The sequence below is a fragment of the Rhodomicrobium sp. genome (assembly GCF_047605405.1).
GTDB lineage: Bacteria > Pseudomonadota > Alphaproteobacteria > Rhizobiales > Rhodomicrobiaceae > Rhodomicrobium > Rhodomicrobium lacus.
Window position 1 is genome coordinate 127,313 of the sequence record NZ_JASGFR010000003.1, and the last position, 20,575, is coordinate 147,887.

At 62.4% G+C, this 20,575-nt stretch carries 19 protein-coding genes; 7 read left to right on the forward strand and 12 right to left on the reverse strand.

Going from position 1 to position 20,575, the window contains the following annotated elements; all coding sequences use genetic code 11:
* Window positions 1–61: 61 nt before the first annotated feature.
* The 6 genes from ubiV to QM659_RS02445 form a co-directional block, all read right to left on the reverse strand.
* The gene (ubiV, locus tag QM659_RS02420) at window positions 62–982 is read right to left on the reverse strand and encodes a ubiquinone anaerobic biosynthesis protein UbiV (protein ID WP_303483752.1); all 921 of its coding nucleotides are present in this window, start codon (window positions 980–982) and stop codon (window positions 62–64) included.
* The gene (gene ubiU, locus QM659_RS02425) at window positions 982–1,974 is read right to left on the reverse strand and encodes a ubiquinone anaerobic biosynthesis protein UbiU (RefSeq protein WP_303483750.1); all 993 of its coding nucleotides are present in this window, start codon (window positions 1,972–1,974) and stop codon (window positions 982–984) included. The genes ubiV and ubiU overlap by 1 nt, the downstream gene beginning before the upstream one ends.
* Window positions 1,971–2,621 carry a ubiquinone anaerobic biosynthesis accessory factor UbiT gene (gene ubiT / locus QM659_RS02430; protein ID WP_415187247.1) on the reverse strand — a complete coding sequence of 217 codons (651 nt, stop codon included), beginning with the start codon at window positions 2,619–2,621 and terminating at the stop codon, window positions 1,971–1,973. Before ubiT ends, ubiU begins: the two co-directional genes overlap by 4 nt.
* A gap of 178 nt (window positions 2,622–2,799) precedes the next feature.
* On the reverse strand, window positions 2,800–5,964 hold the full coding sequence (locus QM659_RS02435) for an efflux RND transporter permease subunit (protein ID WP_415187248.1): 3,165 nt from the start codon (window positions 5,962–5,964) through the stop codon (window positions 2,800–2,802).
* A 3-nt stretch (window positions 5,965–5,967) separates the two neighbouring features.
* Window positions 5,968–7,188, reverse strand: a complete 1,221-nt coding sequence (locus QM659_RS02440) for an efflux RND transporter periplasmic adaptor subunit (RefSeq protein WP_127079492.1) — start codon at window positions 7,186–7,188, stop codon at window positions 5,968–5,970.
* A 156-nt stretch (window positions 7,189–7,344) separates the two neighbouring features.
* Window positions 7,345–8,145 (reverse strand): DUF2189 domain-containing protein, encoded by an 801-nt coding sequence (locus QM659_RS02445; protein ID WP_415187249.1) that lies wholly within the window; start codon window positions 8,143–8,145, stop codon window positions 7,345–7,347.
* A 237-nt stretch (window positions 8,146–8,382) separates the two neighbouring features.
* On the opposite strand from QM659_RS02445, the gene QM659_RS02450 reads away from it, so the two are divergent.
* Window positions 8,383–9,105, forward strand: a complete 723-nt coding sequence (locus QM659_RS02450) for a Crp/Fnr family transcriptional regulator (protein ID WP_303483743.1) — start codon at window positions 8,383–8,385, stop codon at window positions 9,103–9,105.
* A 27-nt stretch (window positions 9,106–9,132) separates the two neighbouring features.
* Here QM659_RS02450 and QM659_RS02455 read toward each other — a convergent pair whose 3' ends face one another.
* The 5 genes from QM659_RS02455 to QM659_RS02475 form a co-directional block, all read right to left on the reverse strand.
* Window positions 9,133–10,764 (reverse strand): SUMF1/EgtB/PvdO family nonheme iron enzyme, encoded by a 1,632-nt coding sequence (locus tag QM659_RS02455; RefSeq protein ID WP_415187250.1) that lies wholly within the window; start codon window positions 10,762–10,764, stop codon window positions 9,133–9,135.
* 376 nt (window positions 10,765–11,140) lie between these two features.
* On the reverse strand, window positions 11,141–11,314 hold the full coding sequence (locus tag QM659_RS02460; RefSeq protein WP_164730073.1) for a hypothetical protein: 174 nt from the start codon (window positions 11,312–11,314) through the stop codon (window positions 11,141–11,143).
* A 195-nt stretch (window positions 11,315–11,509) separates the two neighbouring features.
* Complete coding sequence (locus tag QM659_RS02465; protein WP_303483740.1) at window positions 11,510–12,904, reverse strand: NAD(P)(+) transhydrogenase (Re/Si-specific) subunit beta; 1,395 nt, start codon at window positions 12,902–12,904, stop codon at window positions 11,510–11,512.
* Window positions 12,904–13,326, reverse strand: a complete 423-nt coding sequence (locus QM659_RS02470) for a proton-translocating transhydrogenase family protein (RefSeq protein WP_127079484.1) — start codon at window positions 13,324–13,326, stop codon at window positions 12,904–12,906. The genes QM659_RS02465 and QM659_RS02470 overlap by 1 nt, the downstream gene beginning before the upstream one ends.
* Window positions 13,326–14,462 (reverse strand): Re/Si-specific NAD(P)(+) transhydrogenase subunit alpha, encoded by a 1,137-nt coding sequence (locus tag QM659_RS02475; protein WP_127079482.1) that lies wholly within the window; start codon window positions 14,460–14,462, stop codon window positions 13,326–13,328. Before QM659_RS02475 ends, QM659_RS02470 begins: the two co-directional genes overlap by 1 nt.
* Window positions 14,463–14,782: 320 nt before the next feature.
* Between QM659_RS02475 and QM659_RS02480 the strand changes: the two genes are divergently transcribed.
* Window positions 14,783–15,388, forward strand: coding sequence for a hypothetical protein (locus QM659_RS02480; RefSeq protein ID WP_415187251.1), 606 nt, complete (start codon window positions 14,783–14,785; stop codon window positions 15,386–15,388).
* 190 nt (window positions 15,389–15,578) lie between these two features.
* Here the strand turns inward: QM659_RS02480 and QM659_RS02485 are convergent, their stop codons facing one another.
* The gene (locus QM659_RS02485) at window positions 15,579–15,782 is read right to left on the reverse strand and encodes a hypothetical protein (protein ID WP_127079478.1); all 204 of its coding nucleotides are present in this window, start codon (window positions 15,780–15,782) and stop codon (window positions 15,579–15,581) included.
* A gap of 472 nt (window positions 15,783–16,254) precedes the next feature.
* On the opposite strand from QM659_RS02485, the gene ccoN reads away from it, so the two are divergent.
* The 5 genes from ccoN to QM659_RS02510 all read left to right on the forward strand — a co-directional run.
* Window positions 16,255–17,925 (forward strand): cytochrome-c oxidase, cbb3-type subunit I, encoded by a 1,671-nt coding sequence (gene ccoN, locus QM659_RS02490; protein ID WP_415187252.1) that lies wholly within the window; start codon window positions 16,255–16,257, stop codon window positions 17,923–17,925.
* 9 nt (window positions 17,926–17,934) lie between these two features.
* Window positions 17,935–18,666, forward strand: coding sequence for a cytochrome-c oxidase, cbb3-type subunit II (gene ccoO / locus QM659_RS02495; protein ID WP_127079474.1), 732 nt, complete (start codon window positions 17,935–17,937; stop codon window positions 18,664–18,666).
* Window positions 18,667–18,678: 12 nt separating this feature from the next.
* Complete coding sequence (locus QM659_RS02500) at window positions 18,679–18,858, forward strand: cbb3-type cytochrome c oxidase subunit 3 (protein ID WP_127079472.1); 180 nt, start codon at window positions 18,679–18,681, stop codon at window positions 18,856–18,858.
* Window positions 18,848–19,729 carry a cytochrome-c oxidase, cbb3-type subunit III gene (gene ccoP, locus QM659_RS02505; protein WP_415187253.1) on the forward strand — a complete coding sequence of 294 codons (882 nt, stop codon included), beginning with the start codon at window positions 18,848–18,850 and terminating at the stop codon, window positions 19,727–19,729. Before QM659_RS02500 ends, ccoP begins: the two co-directional genes overlap by 11 nt.
* A gap of 163 nt (window positions 19,730–19,892) precedes the next feature.
* A partial coding sequence (locus QM659_RS02510; protein ID WP_415187254.1) for a 4Fe-4S binding protein occupies window positions 19,893–20,575 on the forward strand: 683 nt, incomplete at its 3' end.

Sequence of the window (20,575 nt, forward strand, 5' to 3'; positions counted from 1 at the left end):
GGTCATTCGGGGGAACGGGCCGCTCGGCGGCACCGTCCCGTTGGCATCACCGCGTCGCCGCTCAGGCGGCGTGGCGCTCGTTCCATGACAGGCCGACACGGCCGTAATAGAAGCCGTTCACATACGGCACCGGATCGGTGAGCGGACGAAGCTTCGTCTCGGCTTCCGCTGGCGCGAGCTTGCCGTCGAGCGTGTCGCGGAACAGGCGCGCGACTTCAACCATATCGACGGCCTGCGGCGAGAGGCGGAAATGCGTCACGCCCATCGTGCGCAGCGCGTCCAGCTCGTGCAGCAGCACACCATAGCCGTTCGACATGGTGGAGGTGCCGTTGATGGTAAGAATGTCGTCGCCGGTCACTGTCGTGGCGTTGAGGCCGTTCGGATCGAGGCCGCAAACGAACTGGCACGAGTCCTTGGTGAGGCCGTTCGCGCGCGCATGATAGCACCGCATTGCTATGGAAAGCGTCTGCTTGCCGAACACCAGCACCTCGGTCTCAAGCTTGCCGGCATTGTCGGCCAGAACCTTGATCGACGTCGCGGGCGCTTCCACGGGAAGCACGACGCGGAAAGCGCCATTCTTCGCCACGAAGTCGCGCGCGCCCTCGTTGAAGACATTGATGAACGGCCCGATGACGTGCGGGCGCCCATGCAGCGCTTCGAGACAGGCGACGTCGTTCGCTTCCACGATAAGGTCTGCGTCGGCCGCCTCGCGGATCGCCTTGACCTCGCGCGGCTGCGTGACGAGCGCCAGCGTCGACAGCACCACTTCCTTGCCTGCGGATTTCAGCCGGTCGATGACTTCCGGGAGATGATCCTGAAAGAACGGCTCGCGCTTCGAGCAGATCACTTCGCCGATATAGACGGTGTCGACCGGCATCTCGTCGGCGGCGCGGAAATAGAAATCGCGGCGCGCTTCCGGAGTCCAATGATGAAGGAGCGGCCCAAGCGTCAGCCCGGCCCGGTTTGCATTCTGGTTTGACATCAGCGCCAACCCTTCTTGTACGCGCCGAACGTCTGACGGCCGCCCTCGGACAGTTCGCTGAGATCGTCGGTCGAGCGCGTCTCGCCCGTTTCCACCGCGTCGAGCGCCTTGCGGAACGCGCTCACCACCTCGGCCACATAGGCCTTGCTTCTCTGGCGGCCTTCGATCTTCAGAGCGGTCACACCGGCCTTCTTCAGTTCCGGGAGAATGTCGAGCGCGTTCAGCGCAATCGGCTCCTCGAAGATATAGCCCGCCTTGCCGCAGGCCACGTAGCGCGCCTTGCAGGGCGTCGGATAGGCGGCACCTTCGCCCTTGGCCACACGGTTCAGCACGACATCGCCGAGGCAGGACAGCACGAAGTCGCCGTCTTCCTTGTAGGTGACGTGGCTCGCGGGCGCGCACGCCCCTTCGCTCGTCGGCGAAAGGCCGGTCATGTAGGAGGACAGGAAGCACCGGCCTTCGGACATCGGGCCCACGGAGCCGTAGCCGAACACCTCGATTTCCATGCCCGTTTCCTTCGCCACATGCGCGACCTCGTCGACGGAGAGAATGCGCGGCAGCACCACGCGCTTCACGCCGAACGCGTCGCGATAATAGTTGATGGAAAGCGGGTTCGCGGCGGATGCCTGCACGGACAGATGACGGCGCAGGTTCGGATGCTTGTTCGCCGCATAGTCGAGCACGCCGATGTCGGCGAGGATGACGGCATCCGCGCCCGCCATGGCGGCGTTGTCGATGGCGTCCTTCCAAGACTTCATCTCGCCTGCGGGCGGGAACGTGTTGATCGCGACCAGCACCTTCGCGCCCTTGGAGTGGGCATAGGCCACGCCCTCGACCATCTCGTCGACGTCGAAATTCAGGCCGGGATAGTTGCGCGCGTTGGTCCGGTCGGCGAAGCCGCAATAGACGGCGTCCGCACCGGCTTCGATAGCCGCCCTGAGGGCAGCCGGATTGCCGGCCGGGCTGAGAAGTTCAAGGGAGTGTTGTGTCATGAGTGTGCCACGTCCTGGCTCGCTCCTTTCGCGAGCTTCTCCCGCACTTCGAGCTTGGCGATGCGGGTCTGTAGCGTCTTGATTTCGGCCTTGAGAGCGTCGCGTTCGTTGGCCCAGGCCGGGGCCGAGGCAGCCGCCCTCTCCTCGCGAAGCGAGTCGATGAACTCGGCTGCGCGATGGCGCGCGGCTTCCCGCACGCGGCCAAGCGTGGTCAGCGCGCGCTCGGCGGGCTTCTGAAGCGGGCCGAACATCGAGGTGACGTCAGCGAACAGGTCGATTTCCTCGCGGTCGAGCGTGTTGCGCAGCGCGACCACGGCAGCCGTGTCGCCCGCGATGACCAGCCCGCGCGTGAAGAACAGTGCGTCGCCATCGATGCGCCCCTGAAGCAGGTTCAGAAGAACGTCGATGTTGCCCTTGATGCACGCGTCGCCCGGCGTTTCATCGCGCGGATCGAGGAGACGCACGAACGCCCTCTCGTCGCCGCCGAATTTCAGCGCGAAGCGGTGCGGCAGATCCGACGGCTCGACGTGGATCACAGTGGGCTTCAGCCGCGCCAGATTCTTGAACAGGCGCGGGTGCTGGCGCTCCATCTTGCGCAGGAGTGCGTCTATAGCGCGCGCCAGCACGAAGGGCGGCGCGACGGTCATGGCGCCACGAACGAGGGGCGCCGGCAAATTCGATGGCTTCATGGGGCGGATGATGAGTAAAGATCGATCTATGGTCAAGCCGAAACGCGGCGCGTCATCTGGAAGCGGGGGTGGCATTTTGTCGACCACATTCCGCAAAATAGATGGCCGGGAGATCCCGGCCATCCTGAGACGCGCTTTATGCAGCCGGTTGCTCATCCGGCGGATGCGGCGTCTGCCGCTCGTAGGCCGAGCCGAGAAGCCGCTTCTTCACCCGTTCGCGCACCGACTGGAACACCACATACAACATCGGAATGATGAGGATGCCGATGAAACTCGCCGCCAGCATGCCCGCGAAGACGGGGGTGCCCACGTCGCGGCGTGTGATCATGGCGGCGCCCGTCGCGACCACGAGCGGATAAAGCCCGAGGATGAAGGCGATGGATGTCATCATCACCGCGCGGAACCTGGTGCGCGCGCCGCGTACGGCGGATTCCAGAATGGGCACGCCTTTGTCGTGCTCCTCTTTGGCGAACTCCACGATCAGGATCGCATTCTTTGCCGCGAGTGCGATAAGCACCACGAGACCGATCTGTGCGTAGAGATCGAGAGTCAATCCCGCCAGCAGAATCCCCGCCATCGCGCCGAGGATCGCCACCGTGATCGAGAGGATCACCGATATCGGGATCGACCAGCTTTCGTAGAGCCCGACGAGGAACAGGTACGCGAATAACAGTGCCAGCGCGAGAATGACGCCCGTCTGACCCGAAGCCTCATGTTCCTGATATGCCGTGCCGGTCCACTCGTAGGAGAACCCGTTCGGCAGCGTCTTCTTCGAGATCTCGTCCATCGCCTGTAGAGCGGTGCCAGACGAGACGCCCGGCGCCGGGCTCCCCGAGATCGAGACCGAGCGATAGTTGTTATAGCGCGAAATGACCTGCGGGCCGACCACGATACGCGCCGAGGCGATGGCCTGCAGCGGCACCACGGTGCCCCTGTTGTTGCGGATATATATCCGCCAGAGCGACTCGATGTCGGTGCGGTTTTCGGCGATGCCCTGGATGTTAACCTGCCATGTTCGGCCGAACATGTTGAAGTCGTTCACGTAGTAGCCGCCGAGCGTCGACTGCAACGCCGTGAAGATGTCGGAGATGTTGATGCCGAGCGTTTGGGCCTTGTCGCGGTCGATATCGAGAAAGATCGACGGGTTCGACGCCGTGAAGGTCGAGAACACGCGGAACAGGCGCGGGTCCTGATTGGCGGCCATCAAGAGTCCGCCCATCACGCTGCCGATCTTCGCCGGGTCCTGTCCTTCAAGAGCTTCGAGCTGGTATTCGAATCCGCCGCTTGTCGACAGGCCGATGATCGGCGGCACGTTGAACGCGAAGATGTTGGCCGTCCGGATGCTCTGCGTCATGCCGAACGTTCGACCGATGAGCGCCTGAACGGAGTGCTCCGGGCCGGGCCGGTCAGCGAACGGCTTCAGTCGAACCACCATGAACGCTGCGTTCGAGGCCGCGCTCTGATCGAGGAACGAATAGCCGATCACCGAAAAGGTCTGGTAGACCTCCGGCTGCTTCAGCATCATGCCTTCGACCTGCTTCGTCACTTCCGTCGTTCGGGACACCGAAGCGCCGTTCGGAAGCTGGATCACGATGAAGTAGGCGCCCTGATCTTCCTCCGGCAGAAAGCCCGTCGGTATCTTCAGGGAAAGCAGATAGGCCCCTGCTCCGAATCCACCCACGATGAGCAATGATACAAGAGCGACACGGACCAGCCGTCGCACCACCCACGCATAGGAATCGCGCGTGTTGTCGATGCGTCTCATGACCCAGCCCATGACGCCCTTTTTCTCTGCGGGCCTCAGGAATACGCGACAGAGAGCGGGCGACAGCGTCAGCGCGACGACCGCCGAAATCAGCATTGCGATGGAGATCGTCACCGCGAACTGCCGGAAGAGCTGACCCGTAATGCCAGGCAGGAACGCGACCGGGACGAACACCGACAGAAGCACAAGCGTGATCGCAAAGATCGGCCCCGTGATCTGGTTCATCGCCTTTTTTGTGGCTTCCGCTGGCGTGAGATGCGGGTCTTCCTCCATCACGCGTTCGACGTTCTCCACCACGACGATGGCGTCGTCCACCACAATGCCGATGGCGAGCACCAGTGCGAGAAGAGATATCGTATTGGCCGAATAGCCCAGAAGCAGCAGCACCGCGAAGGTGCCGATGAGGCTCACCGGCACCGCGATGGCCGGAATGATCGTCGCCTTGAGGTTCCCCAGGAACAGGAAGACGACGATCACCACGAGGACGAACGCCTCGATGATCGTCTTTATGACTTCATGGATGGTATCCGAGATGAAGGTCGTGGAATCGAAGACGACGAGGTAGTTCAGCCCCTGCGGGAAGCGGGGCTTCAGCTTCTCCATCGTGGCGTTCACGCGGGCGGCCGTAGCCACGGCGTTCGCACCGGGGGCGAGATAGATGCCCATCGCGACGGCAGGCTTGCCGCTGAGGCGGCTATCGGAGTCTTCGTTCTGCGCGCCGAGTTGCACCTGCGCGACATCGCGGACGCGCAGAACCGATCCATCAGGGTTGGCGCGGAGGATGATCTCGCCGAACTGCTCGGGCGTGGACAGGCGACCCTGCGTTTGCAGGTTCATCTGGAATTGCTGGTCCGGGCTGATCGGCCTCGATCCGATGCGCCCGATCGGAGCCTGAAGGTTCTGTGCCTGGATGGCCCTGATCACGTCCGACGGCATGAGATTGAGGCTCACCAGCCGTTCGATGTCGAACCAGATGCGCATCGAATAATTGAGCTTGCCGAAGAGCGACGCCTGACCGACGCCCGGCGTTCGTGCGATCTCGTCCAGCACGTTGATCGTTGCGTAGTTCGTGATGAAGAGCGGATCTTGCTCGCCCGTCTCGCTGTAGAGCATCATGAACTGGAGCACGGCAGACGAGCGCTTGCGCGTGATCACGCCCTGCCGCGTCACGATCTCCGGCAATTGCGATTGCGCGGACTGAACGCGGTTCGTCACGTTCACGGTGTTGATGTCGGGGTTCGTGCCAAGCTCGAACGTGACCGTGAGCGTATACGTGCCGTCGTTCGCGCTGTTGGATTTCATGTACAGCATCTTGTCGACGCCGATCATCTGCGCTTCGAGCGGCTGCGCGACGCTCGTCTCGACCACTTCAGCCGACGCACCCGGATAGTTCGCCGTGACCTGCACCTGCGGCGGCACGATATCGGGGAATTGCGAAACGGGGAGATTGAGGAGGCCGAGAACGCCCGCGATCGTTATCACGATCGACAAAACGATCGCGAGGCGCGGCCTGTCGATGAAGACCGAAGAAATCATGGATCACCGTTTCCCGTCTTCGGGCTTGTTCGTTGCCGGAACTGCGGCGGCGGGTTGCGCCGCGCCGGGCTGAGGCGCCGGCGGTCCGGGCAGAACCGGCTGGCCCGGCTTCACGCGCTGCAATCCCTCGATGACGATGTTCTCGCCCTTGGACAGACCTTTCAGCACGAAAGCTGTCGCGCCCGTCGTCTGTCCGAGTTCGATGCGGCGCAGCTCGGCCTTGTTATCGGCGCCGATCACAAAGACGTAATCGCCCTGCTGGTCGGTCAGAACCGCGGCGCGCGGCACCGCAATGGCCCGAACGGGCTGCACACCTTCAAGGATCACACGCACGAACTCGCCATCGGACAACTCGCGGAGCGCGACCCCCTTGGTGATGGAGATCTGAGGGTTGGGGATCGTGCCGCGCATGATGATCGTGTCGGTATCGGTCGACACGGTGTTGTCGACGAAGTTGACTTCGCCTTCCTGGCTGTAGATGCGACCGTCGGGCAGTTTGAGCTTGATGCGGACAGCGTCGAAGCCGCCGCGCGTCGCGTACCGCGCCGCCAATTCGTTGACGGCGCGCACCGCCACCGGGAAGACGACGTACATCGGATCCTGACTTACGATCGTGGTCAGCGCTGTCGAGCTCGGCGTCACATAATTGCCTTCGGTTATCGCCGAGCGGCCGATCTTGCCGGAGATCGGTGCGACGATGTCCGTATAGCCGAGATTGATTTCCGCCGTCTGCAATTGCGCCTGTGCGCCGAGCACCTGCGCAGCAAAGCTTCGCTGCTGGGCGAGCGCGCTGTCATAGGCCGATTGCTGGCCGGCGGGGCCACCCAGGAGAGACTTGGCGCGGTCGAGCGTCAGCTTCGCGTTTTCGAGCTGCGCCTTGAGCTGATCCACGACCGCGCGTCGTGCATCCACCTCGGCCTTGAAGGGCGGCTGCTCGATGCGATAGAGCGGCTCGCCTTTCTTGACGTCCGATCCTTCCTCGAAGAAACGTTTTTCGAGAAAGCCAGACACACGCGCCACGATATTCACGCGGTCCGTCGCCTGAATGCGCCCGAGAAATTCATTGGTCTGGGTCAGCGGCTGCTCTTCCACGCGGATCACGCCGACAGCGGGAGGGCCTGCATTCGGAGCCTGAGCCTTCGCACCCTCGGGAGCGGCGAAAGCGGAAACGATGGGGAGAAGCGCCCAGAGCAAACGACGCGTCTTGCGAAGCCGGAAAGTCAAAGCGCCCTCTTCAGATTACGTTGGCGTCAAAATTCAAGTCCGTAGCCTTTCGGCAATACCGCTCGCGAGCGTACCTGCGTCCATCCGCGACCAATTGCCCGAGTGCGGACCTATAATGTCTTTCGAAGCAAGACAACTATCTCTTTGTATCGAACCTTACCGTGTACCGGTGAGTTCTCGGTAAGCATGCCAAGTTGCGTGACCGACAAGAGGAAACGCGATTACGAGACCGAAGAAGAGCGTCACGCACCCCAGCACAACGATTCCGAGGATCAGAGCCGCCCAGAGAAGCATCGCCTCCGGGTTCGTCCTCACGGCTTGCACACTCTGAATAATCGCCGTCACGACATCGACGCGGCGATCAAGAAGCATCGGCACCGAAATCGCCGAGATCGCATAGGCGACGAACGCGAACAGCGCGCCGACAGCCGTGCCGACAACCACGAGGCCGAGTCCGTGCCAGGTAAGGAGGAGCGTAGGGACCAGCGCCTCCGCGGTGGGATAACTGGCAGCGCCGAAAAACAACATGAACAGAAGGAACGCCACGCGCATCCAGAAGATGAAGAGAATGAGCAGAGCCACGCCGAAAAGAGCGAGACGAGAGCCGTTTTCGCGGACCGCGACCGAGATATCGGCCCATGACGTCACTTCTCCGCGCTCGCGCCTGCGGCTGATTTCATAAAGCCCGACGGCAAGCACGGGCCCCAGAAGGAGAAATCCTCCCGCCAGCGGCAGGATCAGCGGGATCGCGCTCGAAAGAGCGAGGCCAAGAATGAACAACCAGGCGATCCCTGCGAACACCGCGCCATAGACGAGGCTTATCTGCGGCGCGGCTGTCAGATCGCGCCACCCCGCGGCCAGCCAATTCCAGGGTGCATCGAACGGAATACGCACTATGGCGGGGGCGGTGTCTCCGCTTCTGGCAGCCGGTGCGGCATCATCATTAATGGACGTCATCGCGAACTCCCCTTTCAGGCCATTTCATGGCAAAAGATGGGTGCGGCCATTTTTCTCATTTGACACAGGTCAAAGTTCTTCCCCATCAGTCTCACAGGGATAAAATGGTTCCTGAGAACCGCTTTTCGTAGGGAGCCCTCACGAGGGCCGGTCATCTGCTTGGAAATGTGTCTGTCCGTCGACCACGCAAGCCGCTGCACAACGTGCGCAATCAGGCATCGGTCCATATGCGACGCGTTGAGCGCGACCGAAATTCTGAGCCTGAACCGAATAGCGCGCACCCGCATGGTGCCAGCCGGCCAGATGATCCTCGGCGAAGGGCAGACACGAAGCGTCTTTGCGAACATCGTTTCCGGCGTGGTCAAGCTGACGAAGACGCTGGATGACGGCAGGCAGCACATCATCGGCCTGTTGTTCGCGTCAGACTTTCTCGGACGAGCTTTCCGCCCCGAAAATCCCTACTTCGCGGAAGCCGCAACCGACGTGGAGCTTTGCGTTTTTCCGACGGCAGGCTTCGAACACCTGCTCGCCGAGCACCCCGGCCTTGAGCACAGGCTGTTCCAGTATACGCTCACCGAACTCGACGCCTGTCAGGAATGGATGCTCTTGCTTGCGCGGAAGAAGGCAGAGGAGCGCGTGGCGAGCTTTCTGCTGATGATTGCAAAGCGCGTGCCCAACATGGAATGCTCCCGCGCTGAAAGGCTTGAGGAGGTTCATTTCGTTCTGCCGCTGTCGCGCGCCGAGATTTCCGATTGTCTGGGCCTCACCATCGAGACGGTGAGCCGCCAGATCACCCGGCTCAAGACGAAAGGCATCATCGAGCTGGTGAACTATCGCGAAATCCTGATCCCCGATCTCGCGCGTCTCCAGGAAGCCGCCTATGATTTGGGCGGCGGTTCTCCAGCACCAGCCAGACTCTTCGCTCCGAAAGGACGGCGAAGCGCTCTGGCGCGAGACTGAAAGCGAAAGCGGTCTGAATTTTCGCCCTTAAGGCTCGCCCAGCGCTGTTCTCGCCGGCAGCGTGATTTCGCGGGCCACACGAAAGCCGAGCATCGGCGCTCCAATGTCGGCGAATTCCCGCGCGCGGGCCGAGAACCGGGCCGCGTCTCCCCGTGTCGCCCCGCGCACGACGCGATAAGCGCAGTCTCCGCCCGAAGCCGAGAGCCACGCCGTGCCGTCGCCGGGCGCGCGGTCGTAGCTCGGGTGCCAGCAATCCTCCACCCACTCGAAGACGCTGCCGGTGTAGAGCCCCCACGCATTTGCGCTCGTCACGCTCGACCGCTCATAGCGCATGCGGCCGAACGGCCCGCCGCCGCTGAATTCCGCCATCGGATCGAAAGGGGCGCGCGTCGCCTTCTCTGATAGTTCGGAGCCGTCGCGATCCGACGTTGCACGCAGCGCATACTCCCATTCCGCTTCGCTGAGGAGGCGATAGCGCCGCCCCGTGGACTGGCTAAGCCAGTCGACGTAACCCTTGGCGTCGAACCAGGTAAGGCGCGTCGCCGGAACGGTCGGTCCCACCGCGAGCAACGACGACAAGGTGAGGCGGCACACGCCGGCATCAACGCAGGCGCGCCAGTTTCCGGCCGAGATCACGCGCTTCGATATCGCGAGCGGCTTCTTCAACACGACGCGATGAGCCGGCGCTTCCTCGGGCCGATAACCCGCACTTTCCGGACGCGCTCCCACGACAGCCTGTCCGGCCGGGATCACGACCATTTCGGGGCAATGAGCGCAATCGGAGAAACTTTCTCGCCGGCCGTTGCCAGGCTCGAACGGCTGTATGACTTCGCGCGCCGGAGAACCGGTCGCAACCTCCAGCGCGAGCGCGGAGGACGGCGACGTTTTCTTTGCAGCGGTTTTCGACCTCTCCGAGGGAGGCGGCGCGGGTTGATCGGACGAGGATACGCCGTGCGGCTCCCCAGCAGGCTCGATCGCCAGGCCGGTGCCGGACTTGAAGTCCGGACGTGGCTGCGAATCGGGTCTTGCCTCTGCGATGGGCTTTTCCAGGGAGGCCGTTTGCCGTGTTCTGACCGTTTCCGTCGGCGCGGACGGTATGGGAACCGCTGTCTCCCGCGTGGGCGGTACCGGCTGCACGGCATCGGAAGACGCGGTCTTAGGCGCGTCGGACTTCGCCTTGTCCGATGTCGCCGGATCAGCCTGCTCGACGGGCGCCTGCTCGACGCGCCGCTCGCCCTGCGTCAAGGCCTCTCGCATGGGCCTGTCGGTCTTGGCTGACGCAATGCTGAGCGAATCCTGCGATTTCGGAGCGTCCTGCTTCCCGCCCAGAAAGAAAAAGCTGCCGACAATCACGCCCGCCACCACGCCCCCCGCCGCGACGCCCTTGAAGAAGGCGTCCGGTTTCATGCGCGCGCCAAAGCCGGCCAACTGCCGGCGTTGCGACAATTGTTCGTCATAGGCCGCGCGGCGCTCGGGATCTTTCAGCGTTTCGTAGGCTTCCGTGAAGCGGCTGAAATCGAGATCGGATTCCACGCCGGACGCCTGCAGGCTATCGGGGTGATATTTCTTGGCGAGCGCCCGGAAGGCCCGACGGATTTCGACGTCGGTCGCGTTTCTCGCAACGCCGAGAATGCTGTAATAATCGGGCTCACCGTGCATGGCGTGATTGCCTGACCGCCACATTATGATTTTGCACGCCTTCGGGCACCCGGCGTGCTGTTAAAAGTAGGACGCCGTCTAAGGCATTGATGGGGCGCATTTGCGGCAACCCCGGGGCCGTATGAGGGGAATTCATGGGGTCAGTTTCCGACCGAAATTCAAAGCCGTGCCCCTCAACCTCTTGCTTCAGGTCGTCTTGCGCGAATGGTCCGGCACGATTCACTTGCCCGCGAAGCAAATGAAGGTCGGCACGACGTCACCATGCCGACCTCGAATGCAAATATCGCCGACGCCCGCATGGCAAGCGAGACCGGACCTTTTCGATTCCCGCCCGGCTTCGCGCCAAAACGATGCGTCTTGCTCGCCGGAAGAGAGGCTAGAACAGCTTGGAAACGGCGATCAGCGCGATCGCAATCAGCAGCGCTTTCGTGGTGCCGAACTGGTTCAGCCAGTCGTAGACAACGGGCACCGTGTAAATGTTGAACGTGGCAAGAGCGATGATAACGGCCACGATTACGCCGACGAGCCAAACCAAATAGCTGAGTTTCATTGTAGTCCCCCAAGTTTTCTACGGCAGGCAGAACGTAGGAATACCAGCCGAAAGCTAAAGAAAGCGCCCCCTGTTTACAAGGGGCATGACGCCACAAATCATCCGTGTGCACCGCTGATCCCGGATCGACGGATGACGCAGCCTGTTCCCGCTTGCGGCGAAGCGCGGCATGAGCGCCGCGCCCCGTTTTCCCGTTCAGATCGCCTTGACGATTTCTTCCGTCATCTTCTTGGCGTCGCCGAAGAGCATCATCGTGTTGTCGCGGTAGAACAGCGTGTTGTCGATGCCTGCATAGCCGGAAGACAATGACCGTTTGATGAACATCACCGTGCCCGCCTTCCACACTTCGAGAACCGGCATGCCGAAGATCGGCGACGAGGGATCTTCCTTCGCCGCAGGGTTCGTCACGTCGTTCGCGCCGATGACGAAGGCGACATCCGCCTGCGCGAATTCCGAGTTGATGTCCTCCAGCTCGAAAACCTCGTCGTACGGTACGTTCGCTTCCGCGAGCAGCACGTTCATGTGGCCCGGCATGCGCCCCGCGACGGGGTGGATCGCATACTTCACCTCGACACCGGCCTCCTTCAGCTTGTCCGCCATCTCGCGAAGCGCATGCTGCGCCTGCGCGACCGCCATGCCGTAACCCGGCACGATGATGACCTTCGAGGAGTTCTTGAGGATGAAGCCCGCATCGTCGGCCGAGCCTTGCTTGACGGGCCGTTGTTCGGTCGTGCCGCCCGCCGCGGAGGTTTCGCCGCCGAAGCCGCCGAGGATCACCGAAATGAACGAGCGGTTCATGCCCTTGCACATGATGTAGGACAGGATCGCGCCCGACGAGCCGACCAGCGCGCCCGTGATGATGAGCGCGGTGTTCGACAGCGTGAAGCCGATGCCTGCCGCCGCCCAGCCTGAGTAGGAGTTCAGCATCGAGACGACCACCGGCATGTCCGCACCGCCGATGGGCACGATCAGGAGGATGCCGAACACGAAGGACGCCACCGCGATGGCCCAGAACAGCTTCACATCCTGCGTCTGCACGAAGAGCACGATCATGACGACGATGCCCACCGCAAGCGCGAGGTTGATGAGGTGGCGCGCGGGCAGGAGGATCGGCTTGCCCGACATGTTGCCGTTGAGCTTGGCAAACGCGATGAGCGAACCCGAGAAGGTGATCGCACCGATGGCGACGCCGAGCGACATTTCGATGAGGCTCTGCGCATAGACCGCGCCAGGCGTGCCGATGCCGAAGGCTTCCGGCGCGTAAAGCGCGGCGGCGGCCACGAACACGGCGGCGAGGCCGACGAGACTGTGGAACGCGGCGACGAGCTGCGGCATGGCGGTCATGGCGATGCGACGCGCGGCGATCGCGCCGATGCCGCCGCCGAGTGCGATGCCGCCCGCGATCAGCGCCCAGCTTTCGGTCGTTTCAGGATGGGCGACGCCGAGCGTGGTGGCAATGGCTATGGCCATGCCGATCATGCCGAAGCTGTTGCCTTGCCGCGAGGTTTCGGGCGAGGAAAGACCGCGCAGCGCAAGGATGAACAGCACGCCGGAGGCGAGGTAAAGAAGAGCAACCAAATTCGGGTTCATCAACGCTCACCCTTCTTTTCTTTTTTCTTGTACATGGCGAGCATGCGGCTCGTGACGAGGAAGCCGCCGAAGATGTTCACCGAGGCCATCACGAGCGCGAGGAAGCCGAACAGCTTGGCCCAGAAGGTGCCGCCGGTGGAGATCACGTCCGCCGCCTCGACGCCGACCGCGAGCAGCGCGCCGACCACGATCACGGAGGAAATCGCGTTCGTGACCGACATCAGCGGCGTATGCAGTGCGGGCGTCACGCTCCACACCACGTAATAGCCGACGAATATCGCCATCACGAAGATCGAGAACTCGTAGACGAAGGGCGAAACGCCGTGGCTGCCCTCTGAGGCGGCCCATGCCGCGCCGGGCGCGAGCATCGTCAGCGCCGCAAGGCAAAGCCCCGCGAGCGCCGGGTAAAGCTTCGTTTTCATCAGGCACCTCCCTTGAGGCGCGGATGCACGATCTGGCCGTCCCTGGCGATCAGCGTGCCCGCGATGATTTCGTCGTCCCATTTGATGGCGAGCTTGCCTTCCTTCTTGTCGACCAGCGGTTCGAGGAAGGCATAGAGGTTGCGCGCGTAGAGCGCCGAGGCGTTGCCCGGCACCTGCCCCGCGAGGTTCGTCTGGCCCATGATGGTGACGCCCGCATGCTCGACGATCTGGCCGGGCACCGTGCCTTCCACATTGCCGCCGCGTTCCGCCGCGAGGTCCACGATCACCGAACCGGGCTTCATGCTTTCGACCATTTCGCGCGTGACGAGGCGCGGCGCGGGTCGCCCCGGAATGAGCGCGGTCGTGATGACCACGTCCTGCGCCGCGATGTGGCTTGCGATCAGCGCCGCCTGCTTTTTCTTGTATTCGTCCGACATTTCCTTGGCGTAGCCGCCCGCGGTTTCAGCCGCCTTGAACTCTTCGTCCTCGACCGCGATGAACTTCGCGGCGAGGCTCGCCACCTGCTCCTTCGCAGCGGGGCGAACGTCGGTCGCCGAGATCACCGCGCCCAGGCGGCGCGCCGTGGCGATGGCCTGGAGGCCGGCCACACCCGCGCCCATGACGAAGACGCGCGCGGCCGGAACGGTGCCCGCCGCCGTCATCATCATCGGGAAGGCGCGGCCGAACTGCGCCGCCGCGTCGATCACGGCCTTGTAGCCCGCGAGGTTCGACTGCGATGACAGCACGTCCATCGACTGCGCGCGCGTGATGCGGGGGATGAACTCCATCGCAAAAGCGGACACGCCCTTCGCCGCGAGTGCATCAAGCTCGTCGCGCGCGCCGAACGGGTCGAGCATGGCGACGACGAGAGCGCCGGGCTTCAGCGCGGCGAGTTCCTCCGCCGACGGTCGGCCGACCTTGAGGAGAACGTCGGCTTCGCGCACAGCTTCCGAAGCGCTTTCGACGATGTCCGCGCCTGCCTCGGCAAACAGCCGGTCCGGCAGGAATGAACGGTCGCCGGCGCCTGCCTGAAACACGACGCGCGCGCCGAGACCTTTGAATTTTTTCGTCGTTTCAGGAGACAAGGCGACCCGCGTTTCGCCCTCTCCCTCCCGGGTTACGGAGATTGTGATCATGAGCCTATTGGAACGTTGGGGCTTCGATTAGGACAGTCGCCGCACCGCAGCGGCATGGCGACATCCGCACCTGACTTGTGACAGATTGATTTTAGCTTTGCCGGCGACGATCCAGGCCGACATGTCCACGGTTTCAACCGCTTCCGTTCGCTCCCCATTCATCGCCGGACCCCTTTTTGTTAGCCGAACATTTACACAAGTTTCTGCGACCGCCAAGTGTTGAACTCTGTATGCGCCATGCTAAATGAGCGCGCCATTGCCCAAATGGCTAGCATCGCGGCGCGGCGAAGCCCGCGAAACCCGGGGGAGTTTTATTGCGTATGTCGAAATTCGGTTGGAGTGCGAAAATTGTCCGCGTGATGATTCCGCTCGGTCTTTCCATGGCGCTCGCTGGAGCGGCATCGGCGGAAGACGAAAGCGAAAAAGCCAAGCTTTCGCAATGCGCGAAAGACTTGTGTTCGATCATCGTCTCGAAGGACGCGAACGGGCCGGATGTAACCTGCGACGTGACCAAGACGTGGCAGAAAGAAGAAATCCAGAAGGGCGCCGAACAGAAGAAGCTCTCCTGGGGCCAAGGCTCGGCGAAGTGCAGCGCGAAAGTCAGCGTGAAGCGCGCCGACATCGTCGCATCGCTCACGAAGCCGGAACACGAGCTGAAGGTCGAGAAGCAGGCCGTGTCCTGCGAGATCGGCGAAAGCAAATATCCTATCAGCGCCACGCTTGCGCCCGAGCTGAAGTTCAAGGACGGAGCGACAACGAGCGCGGCGCTTCACATCAACGACATCCAGGGCGCGACCCTTATCAAGGGCGTGGTCTGGACTGCCGCGACGCTCGAACAGAATTTTGGCCTGTTCGAAAAGGATCTCGTGCGCGAGATCAACCGCTTCGTCTCGAAGGAATGCCCGAGGATCCTCGAAGCCAAATAAGCCAATGCGCCGCCATATCAGGAGATCGCAAAGCCGCGATCTCCGTCTCTGCGACGATCCGGCGAGCTTGAGTCTCAAGCTACGCCCGGCAAGAGCATACCCGGTTCGACAAGATCACGCCGCGCGCAGGCCAGCTAAAGCTGCAAAGGCTAATCTCCGGTAGAACTGAAGTTCCTTGCTGCGGCGCGCTTCACTGCGATGTCGCACGCTCCGCCTCGACCTCCCTGAGTGCCTGATCGATGACGTGTCTCCAGTGAAACAGGTCGATGCAGGCAGCGATGTAGCCGATTTTCTGAACCATCATCGCGACTCGCTCGTCCATATAGGCGGCACGAAGATACGCGTCGAACTCTGAGTCGACATCGGCGGAAACACGCAAGAGCGAATGAGACATGGCGACTGACGCAAAACGGATCCAATTCCCTGCGCAAAGTCTACTCTTGCGTTCGCATTTTATCAAGCACAATCTAAGATTGTAAAGTCGTTAACCTGACGATTACCTTCGGGCGTCGCCGCTTCCCTCAGAGACCACCGCCACGAGTTCGCCCCCATCTCGCCGCCGATTTCCGGGTCGTGCATGATGTTCATCCCGGCCTCGTTTCGGCCAGGAATGCTCCGGGCGAAACACGCGCCTTGGCCGGCATCGAGATGATTAATTATCGGAGCCTCGCCTTGATGGTCTGCAAAGGCTTCGCCTCTCGGAAAAGTGAAGGCGATAAAACCCTTTCAATCCTGCAACTTCATGATGGATGTGTGCTAGGCCACCCCGGAATTGATCGAAATCAAGGCTGCCAAGCGGCAGCGTAGGAATTCTCGCAAAGATCGCAAACGTAGGCCCGCATTCGTCGGCTGACGGGGAGAACATCATGGAAGTTGCGAGCACTAAAACAGGAGGCGCAGCGCTTCTCGATTGGGGAGCGCTCGTCCTCACTCTCGGGGGGGTGGCCCTCGGCGTCTTTATAGCCCTTTTCTCACCCGACAGCGTGATGCAGTTTCATGCCGTCGTCTTCGCGCTTTTTGCTGTGGCCGGAACCGTCTTCCTGGCGGGCAAGGCCTTTTCAAGCGCGCCAAGCCAACCGGCCGACTTCTATGCGGACAACGTCATAAAAGCGGCCACGATCGCGACGGTGTTCTGGGGCGTGGCGGGTTTCATGCTCGGCGACATGATCGCCTGGCAGCTCGCCTTTCCGGCGCTGAACTTCGACCTGCCCTGGACGAACTTCGGCCGCCTGCGCCCGGTTCACACCTCCGCGGTGATTTTCGCTTTCGGCGGCAACGCGCTCCTTGCCACCTCGATGTACGTGGTTCAGCGGACCTGCAAGGCGAAGCTTTTCGGCGGCTGGCTGCCCTGGTTCGTGTTCTGGGGTTACCAGCTGTTCCTGCTCATGGCGGCATCGGGCTACGTGCTCGGGATCACGCAGGGCAAGGAATACGCGGAACCGGAGTGGTATGTGGACCTGTGGCTCACCATCGTGTGGGTGGCGTACTTGCTCGTCTTCCTCGGCACGATCATGAAACGCCGGGAGCCGCACATCTACGTGGCGAACTGGTTCTACCTCGCCTTCATCGTCACCATCGCGATGCTGCACATCGTGAACAATCTCGCGGTGCCGGTATCGTTCCTCGGAACGAAGAGCTATTCGGCCTTCTCCGGCGTGCAGGACGCCATGACGCAATGGTGGTACGGCCATAACGCGGTGGGCTTCTTCCTGACCGCGGGCTTCCTCGGCATGATGTATTATTTCGTGCCGAAGCGGGCCGAACGGCCGGTCTACTCCTACAAGCTTTCGATCGTTCACTTCTGGTCGCTGATCTTCCTCTATATCTGGGCCGGTCCGCACCACCTCCACTACACGGCGCTGCCGGACTGGGCGCAGACGCTCGGCATGACCTTCTCGATCATGCTGTGGATGCCCTCGTGGGGCGGCATGATCAACGGCCTGATGACGCTGTCGGGCGCGTGGGACAAGCTGCGCACCGATCCGGTGATCCGCTTCCTCGTCGTGTCGGTGGCGTTCTACGGCATGTCGACCTTCGAAGGCCCGCTGATGGCCATCCGCTCCGTCAACTCGCTGTCGCACTACACCGACTGGACCGTCGGCCACGTGCATTCCGGCGCGCTCGGCTGGGTCGGCATGGTCTCCTTTGGCGCGATCTACTGCCTCGTTCCGTGGCTTTGGAAGCGTCGGGGCCTGTATTCGCAGAGGCTCGTCGAGTGGCACTTCTGGGTCGCGACCATCGGCATCCTGCTTTACATCACCGCGATGTGGGTGTCCGGCATCATGCAGGGCCTGATGTGGCGGGCGACGGACTCGCTCGGTGTGCTGCAATACTCGTTCGTTGAAAGCGTCGAGGCGATGCACCCCTACTACATCATCCGCGCCACCGGCGGTCTCCTGTACCTCACCGGCGGTCTCATCATGGCCTACAACGTGTTCCGCACCATCCGCGGCGACGAACCGGTGGACGTGGCCGACCAGCCCAGGATCGCAGCCGCGCCTGAGCTTCGCAACCCGCAAACCGTTCCGGCCGTGTAGGAGGCGAACATGAAACTCAGTCACGCACCGTTCGAGAAATACTCTCTCGTTCTCCTCGTCGGCATTCTCTTCGTGGTCTCCATAGGCGGCCTCGTCGAGATCGCACCCTTGTTCTACCTGAAATCGACCATCGAAAAGGTGGAAGGGGTGCGGCCCTACTCGCCGCTCGAACTCAAGGGCCGCGACATCTACATCCGCGAGGGCTGCTACGCCTGCCACAGCCAGATGATCCGCACGCTCAAGGACGAACTGGAGCGCTACGGTCACTACAGCCTGGCGGCGGAAAGCATGTACGACCATCCCTTCCAGTGGGGCTCGAAGCGGACGGGGCCAGACCTCGCCCGCGTCGGCGGCAAATATTCGGACGAGTGGCATGTCTCGCACATGACCGCCCCTCGCTCGATCGTGCCGGAAAGCGTCATGCCGGGCTATCCCTTCCTCGGGAAACGCACGCTCGACTATAACGACATCGCTGAACGGCTGAAGACGCTTCGCGCAGTCGGTGTGCCCTACACCGACGAGCAGATCGAAAACGCGAAGCTCGACATCGTTGCGCAGACGAAACCCGACACTCCGGAAGGCGGCGCCGTTGCCGCGCGTTACCCGAAGGCCGTCGTTCGCAAGTTCGACGCCAAGCAGGGCGACGTGACGGAACTCGACGCGCTGATCGCGTATCTCCAGGTGCTCGGCACGCTCGTCGACTTCGCGAAGTACGATGCATCCGGCCCCAACCTGCGCTGAGGAGGAAAGAACATGACTTACGAAACCGTTCGATCCATCTCGGCAATGACGGGGCTCTTTGTCTTCGTGGCGCTCTTCATCGCCGTGCTGGCCTTCGTTTTCTGGCCCGGCAACCAGAAGAGTTTCGAAGAAGCGAGCCGAATTCCGCTGGATTCAGACGACTTTACCTCCGGGGGCACCAATGGCCGATAAGCACGAGCAAACCGTAGACCCCCACACCGGGACCGCCACGACGGGGCACGAGTGGGACGGCATCGCCGAACTCAACACTCCACTGCCGCGCTGGTGGCTGTGGACGTTCTACGCCTGCATCATCTGGTCGTTTGCCTATTGGGTCGCCTACCCGACATGGCCGCTCGTGTCCGACTACACCAAGGGCATTCTCGGCTACAGCGAGCGCACGAACGTCACCGAAGCCCTTCAGGCCGTGCGCGATAGTCAGGCGAAGTTGAACGAGGCGATCGTCAAGGACAGCTTCGCCGACATCAAGGCCAACCCGCAGCTTCTGAATTTCGCCATGGCGGGCGGCAAGGTCGCGTTCGGCGACAATTGCGCGGCGTGTCACGGGCGCGGCGCGCAGGGCGCCGCGGGGTTCCCGAACCTGAACGACGACAACTGGCTGTGGGGCGGCACGTTCGACCAGATCCTTCAAACGATCCAGTACGGCATCCGCAGCGGACATCCCGAGGCACGCATTTCCCAGATGCCCGCTTTCGGGGTTGACGGTCTCCTGACGCCTTCCCAGATCGACGATACGGCAGAGTTTGTCCGCTCGCTATCGAACCTGCCGCATGATGGCGCGGCTGCCGAGCGCGGGAAGGCGGTCTTCCAGGGCGACGGCGCTTGCGTCACCTGCCATGGCGACGACGGCAAGGGCAACCAGGAGGTCGGCGCGCCGAACCTCACGGCGAATATCTGGCTCTACGGCGGCACGAAAGAAGCCATCGTGACCCAGATCACCACGGGCCACGGCGGCGTCATGCCGGCATGGTCGGGGCGTCTCGATCCGGCGACCATCAAGAAGCTTGCCATCTACGTGCATTCGCTCGGTGGCGGGCAGTAACACCGTCCCCCGACCGCTGGCGAGGGACGCGGGCGGAGGCGAGCCGGAACACCCGGCGCGCCCTGCCCATTTTCTCCCAACGGGGGTTGGAGCTGAAGCGAGGTAGCAAGCCATGTGCTGCTGCGATTCGATTTACGCCCGTGCCCTTATTCTGGAGCACACCATGACCGACATCTCGACGTCCATCACTCCTGCTGCCAGCCCGACACCGGGCAGGAAGCGCGCCGAGGTGTCCCCCCCGACGCAGAGCACGTCCATGTACAAGGCGCGCGATCCGATCTATCCGAAGCTGGTGCACGGCAAGTTCCGCCGCATCAAGTGGATCTTCATGGCCGTATCGCTCGGCATCTATTACCTGCTGCCGTGGCTCAGGTGGGACCGCGGGCCGACGCTGCCCGATCAGGCGGTGCTGCTCGATTTCGCCCATCAACGGCTCTACATCTTCGGCCTCGAAATCTGGGCGCAGGAATTCTATTACGTCACGGGCCTCCTCATCATATCGGCGCTGCTGTTGTTTCTTGTGACGGCGCTGGCAGGGCGCGTCTGGTGCGGCTACGCCTGCCCGCAGACGGTCTGGACCGATCTCATGATAGCGGTGGAGCGTATCTGGCAGGGCGACCGCAACGCGCGCATGAAGCTCGCAAAGGCGCCGTGGTCGCTCGACAAGACATGGCGGCTCGCGGGAACGCATGTGTCCTGGCTTCTCATCGGCCTCGCCACCGGCGGCGCGCTCGTCTTCTATTTCGCCGATGCGCCGACGCTGTTCATGGAACTCGTGAGTTTCGAGGCTCCGGCGATCGCCTATATCTTCATCGGCATCTTTACCGCCACGACCTATGTGCTGGG

Coding starts and splice junctions, on each gene's coding strand:
- ubiV (WP_303483752.1), bottom strand. CDS start 982: ATGTCAAACCAGAATGCAAACCGGGCCGGGCTGACGCTTGGGCCGCTC.
- ubiU (WP_303483750.1), bottom strand. CDS start 1,974: ATGACACAACACTCCCTTGAACTTCTCAGCCCGGCCGGCAATCCGGCT.
- ubiT (WP_415187247.1), bottom strand. CDS start 2,621: ATGACCGTCGCGCCGCCCTTCGTGCTGGCGCGCGCTATAGACGCACTC.
- QM659_RS02435 (WP_415187248.1), bottom strand. CDS start 5,964: ATGATTTCTTCGGTCTTCATCGACAGGCCGCGCCTCGCGATCGTTTTG.
- QM659_RS02445 (WP_415187249.1), bottom strand. CDS start 8,145: ATGACGTCCATTAATGATGATGCCGCACCGGCTGCCAGAAGCGGAGAC.
- QM659_RS02455 (WP_415187250.1), bottom strand. CDS start 10,764: ATGCACGGTGAGCCCGATTATTACAGCATTCTCGGCGTTGCGAGAAAC.
- QM659_RS02460 (WP_164730073.1), bottom strand. CDS start 11,314: ATGAAACTCAGCTATTTGGTTTGGCTCGTCGGCGTAATCGTGGCCGTT.
- QM659_RS02465 (WP_303483740.1), bottom strand. CDS start 12,904: ATGAACCCGAATTTGGTTGCTCTTCTTTACCTCGCCTCCGGCGTGCTG.
- QM659_RS02470 (WP_127079484.1), bottom strand. CDS start 13,326: ATGAAAACGAAGCTTTACCCGGCGCTCGCGGGGCTTTGCCTTGCGGCG.
- QM659_RS02475 (WP_127079482.1), bottom strand. CDS start 14,462: ATGATCACAATCTCCGTAACCCGGGAGGGAGAGGGCGAAACGCGGGTC.
- QM659_RS02480 (WP_415187251.1), top strand. CDS start 14,783: ATGTCGAAATTCGGTTGGAGTGCGAAAATTGTCCGCGTGATGATTCCG.
- QM659_RS02485 (WP_127079478.1), bottom strand. CDS start 15,782: ATGTCTCATTCGCTCTTGCGTGTTTCCGCCGATGTCGACTCAGAGTTC.
- ccoN (WP_415187252.1), top strand. CDS start 16,255: ATGGAAGTTGCGAGCACTAAAACAGGAGGCGCAGCGCTTCTCGATTGG.
- ccoO (WP_127079474.1), top strand. CDS start 17,935: ATGAAACTCAGTCACGCACCGTTCGAGAAATACTCTCTCGTTCTCCTC.
- QM659_RS02500 (WP_127079472.1), top strand. CDS start 18,679: ATGACTTACGAAACCGTTCGATCCATCTCGGCAATGACGGGGCTCTTT.
- ccoP (WP_415187253.1), top strand. CDS start 18,848: ATGGCCGATAAGCACGAGCAAACCGTAGACCCCCACACCGGGACCGCC.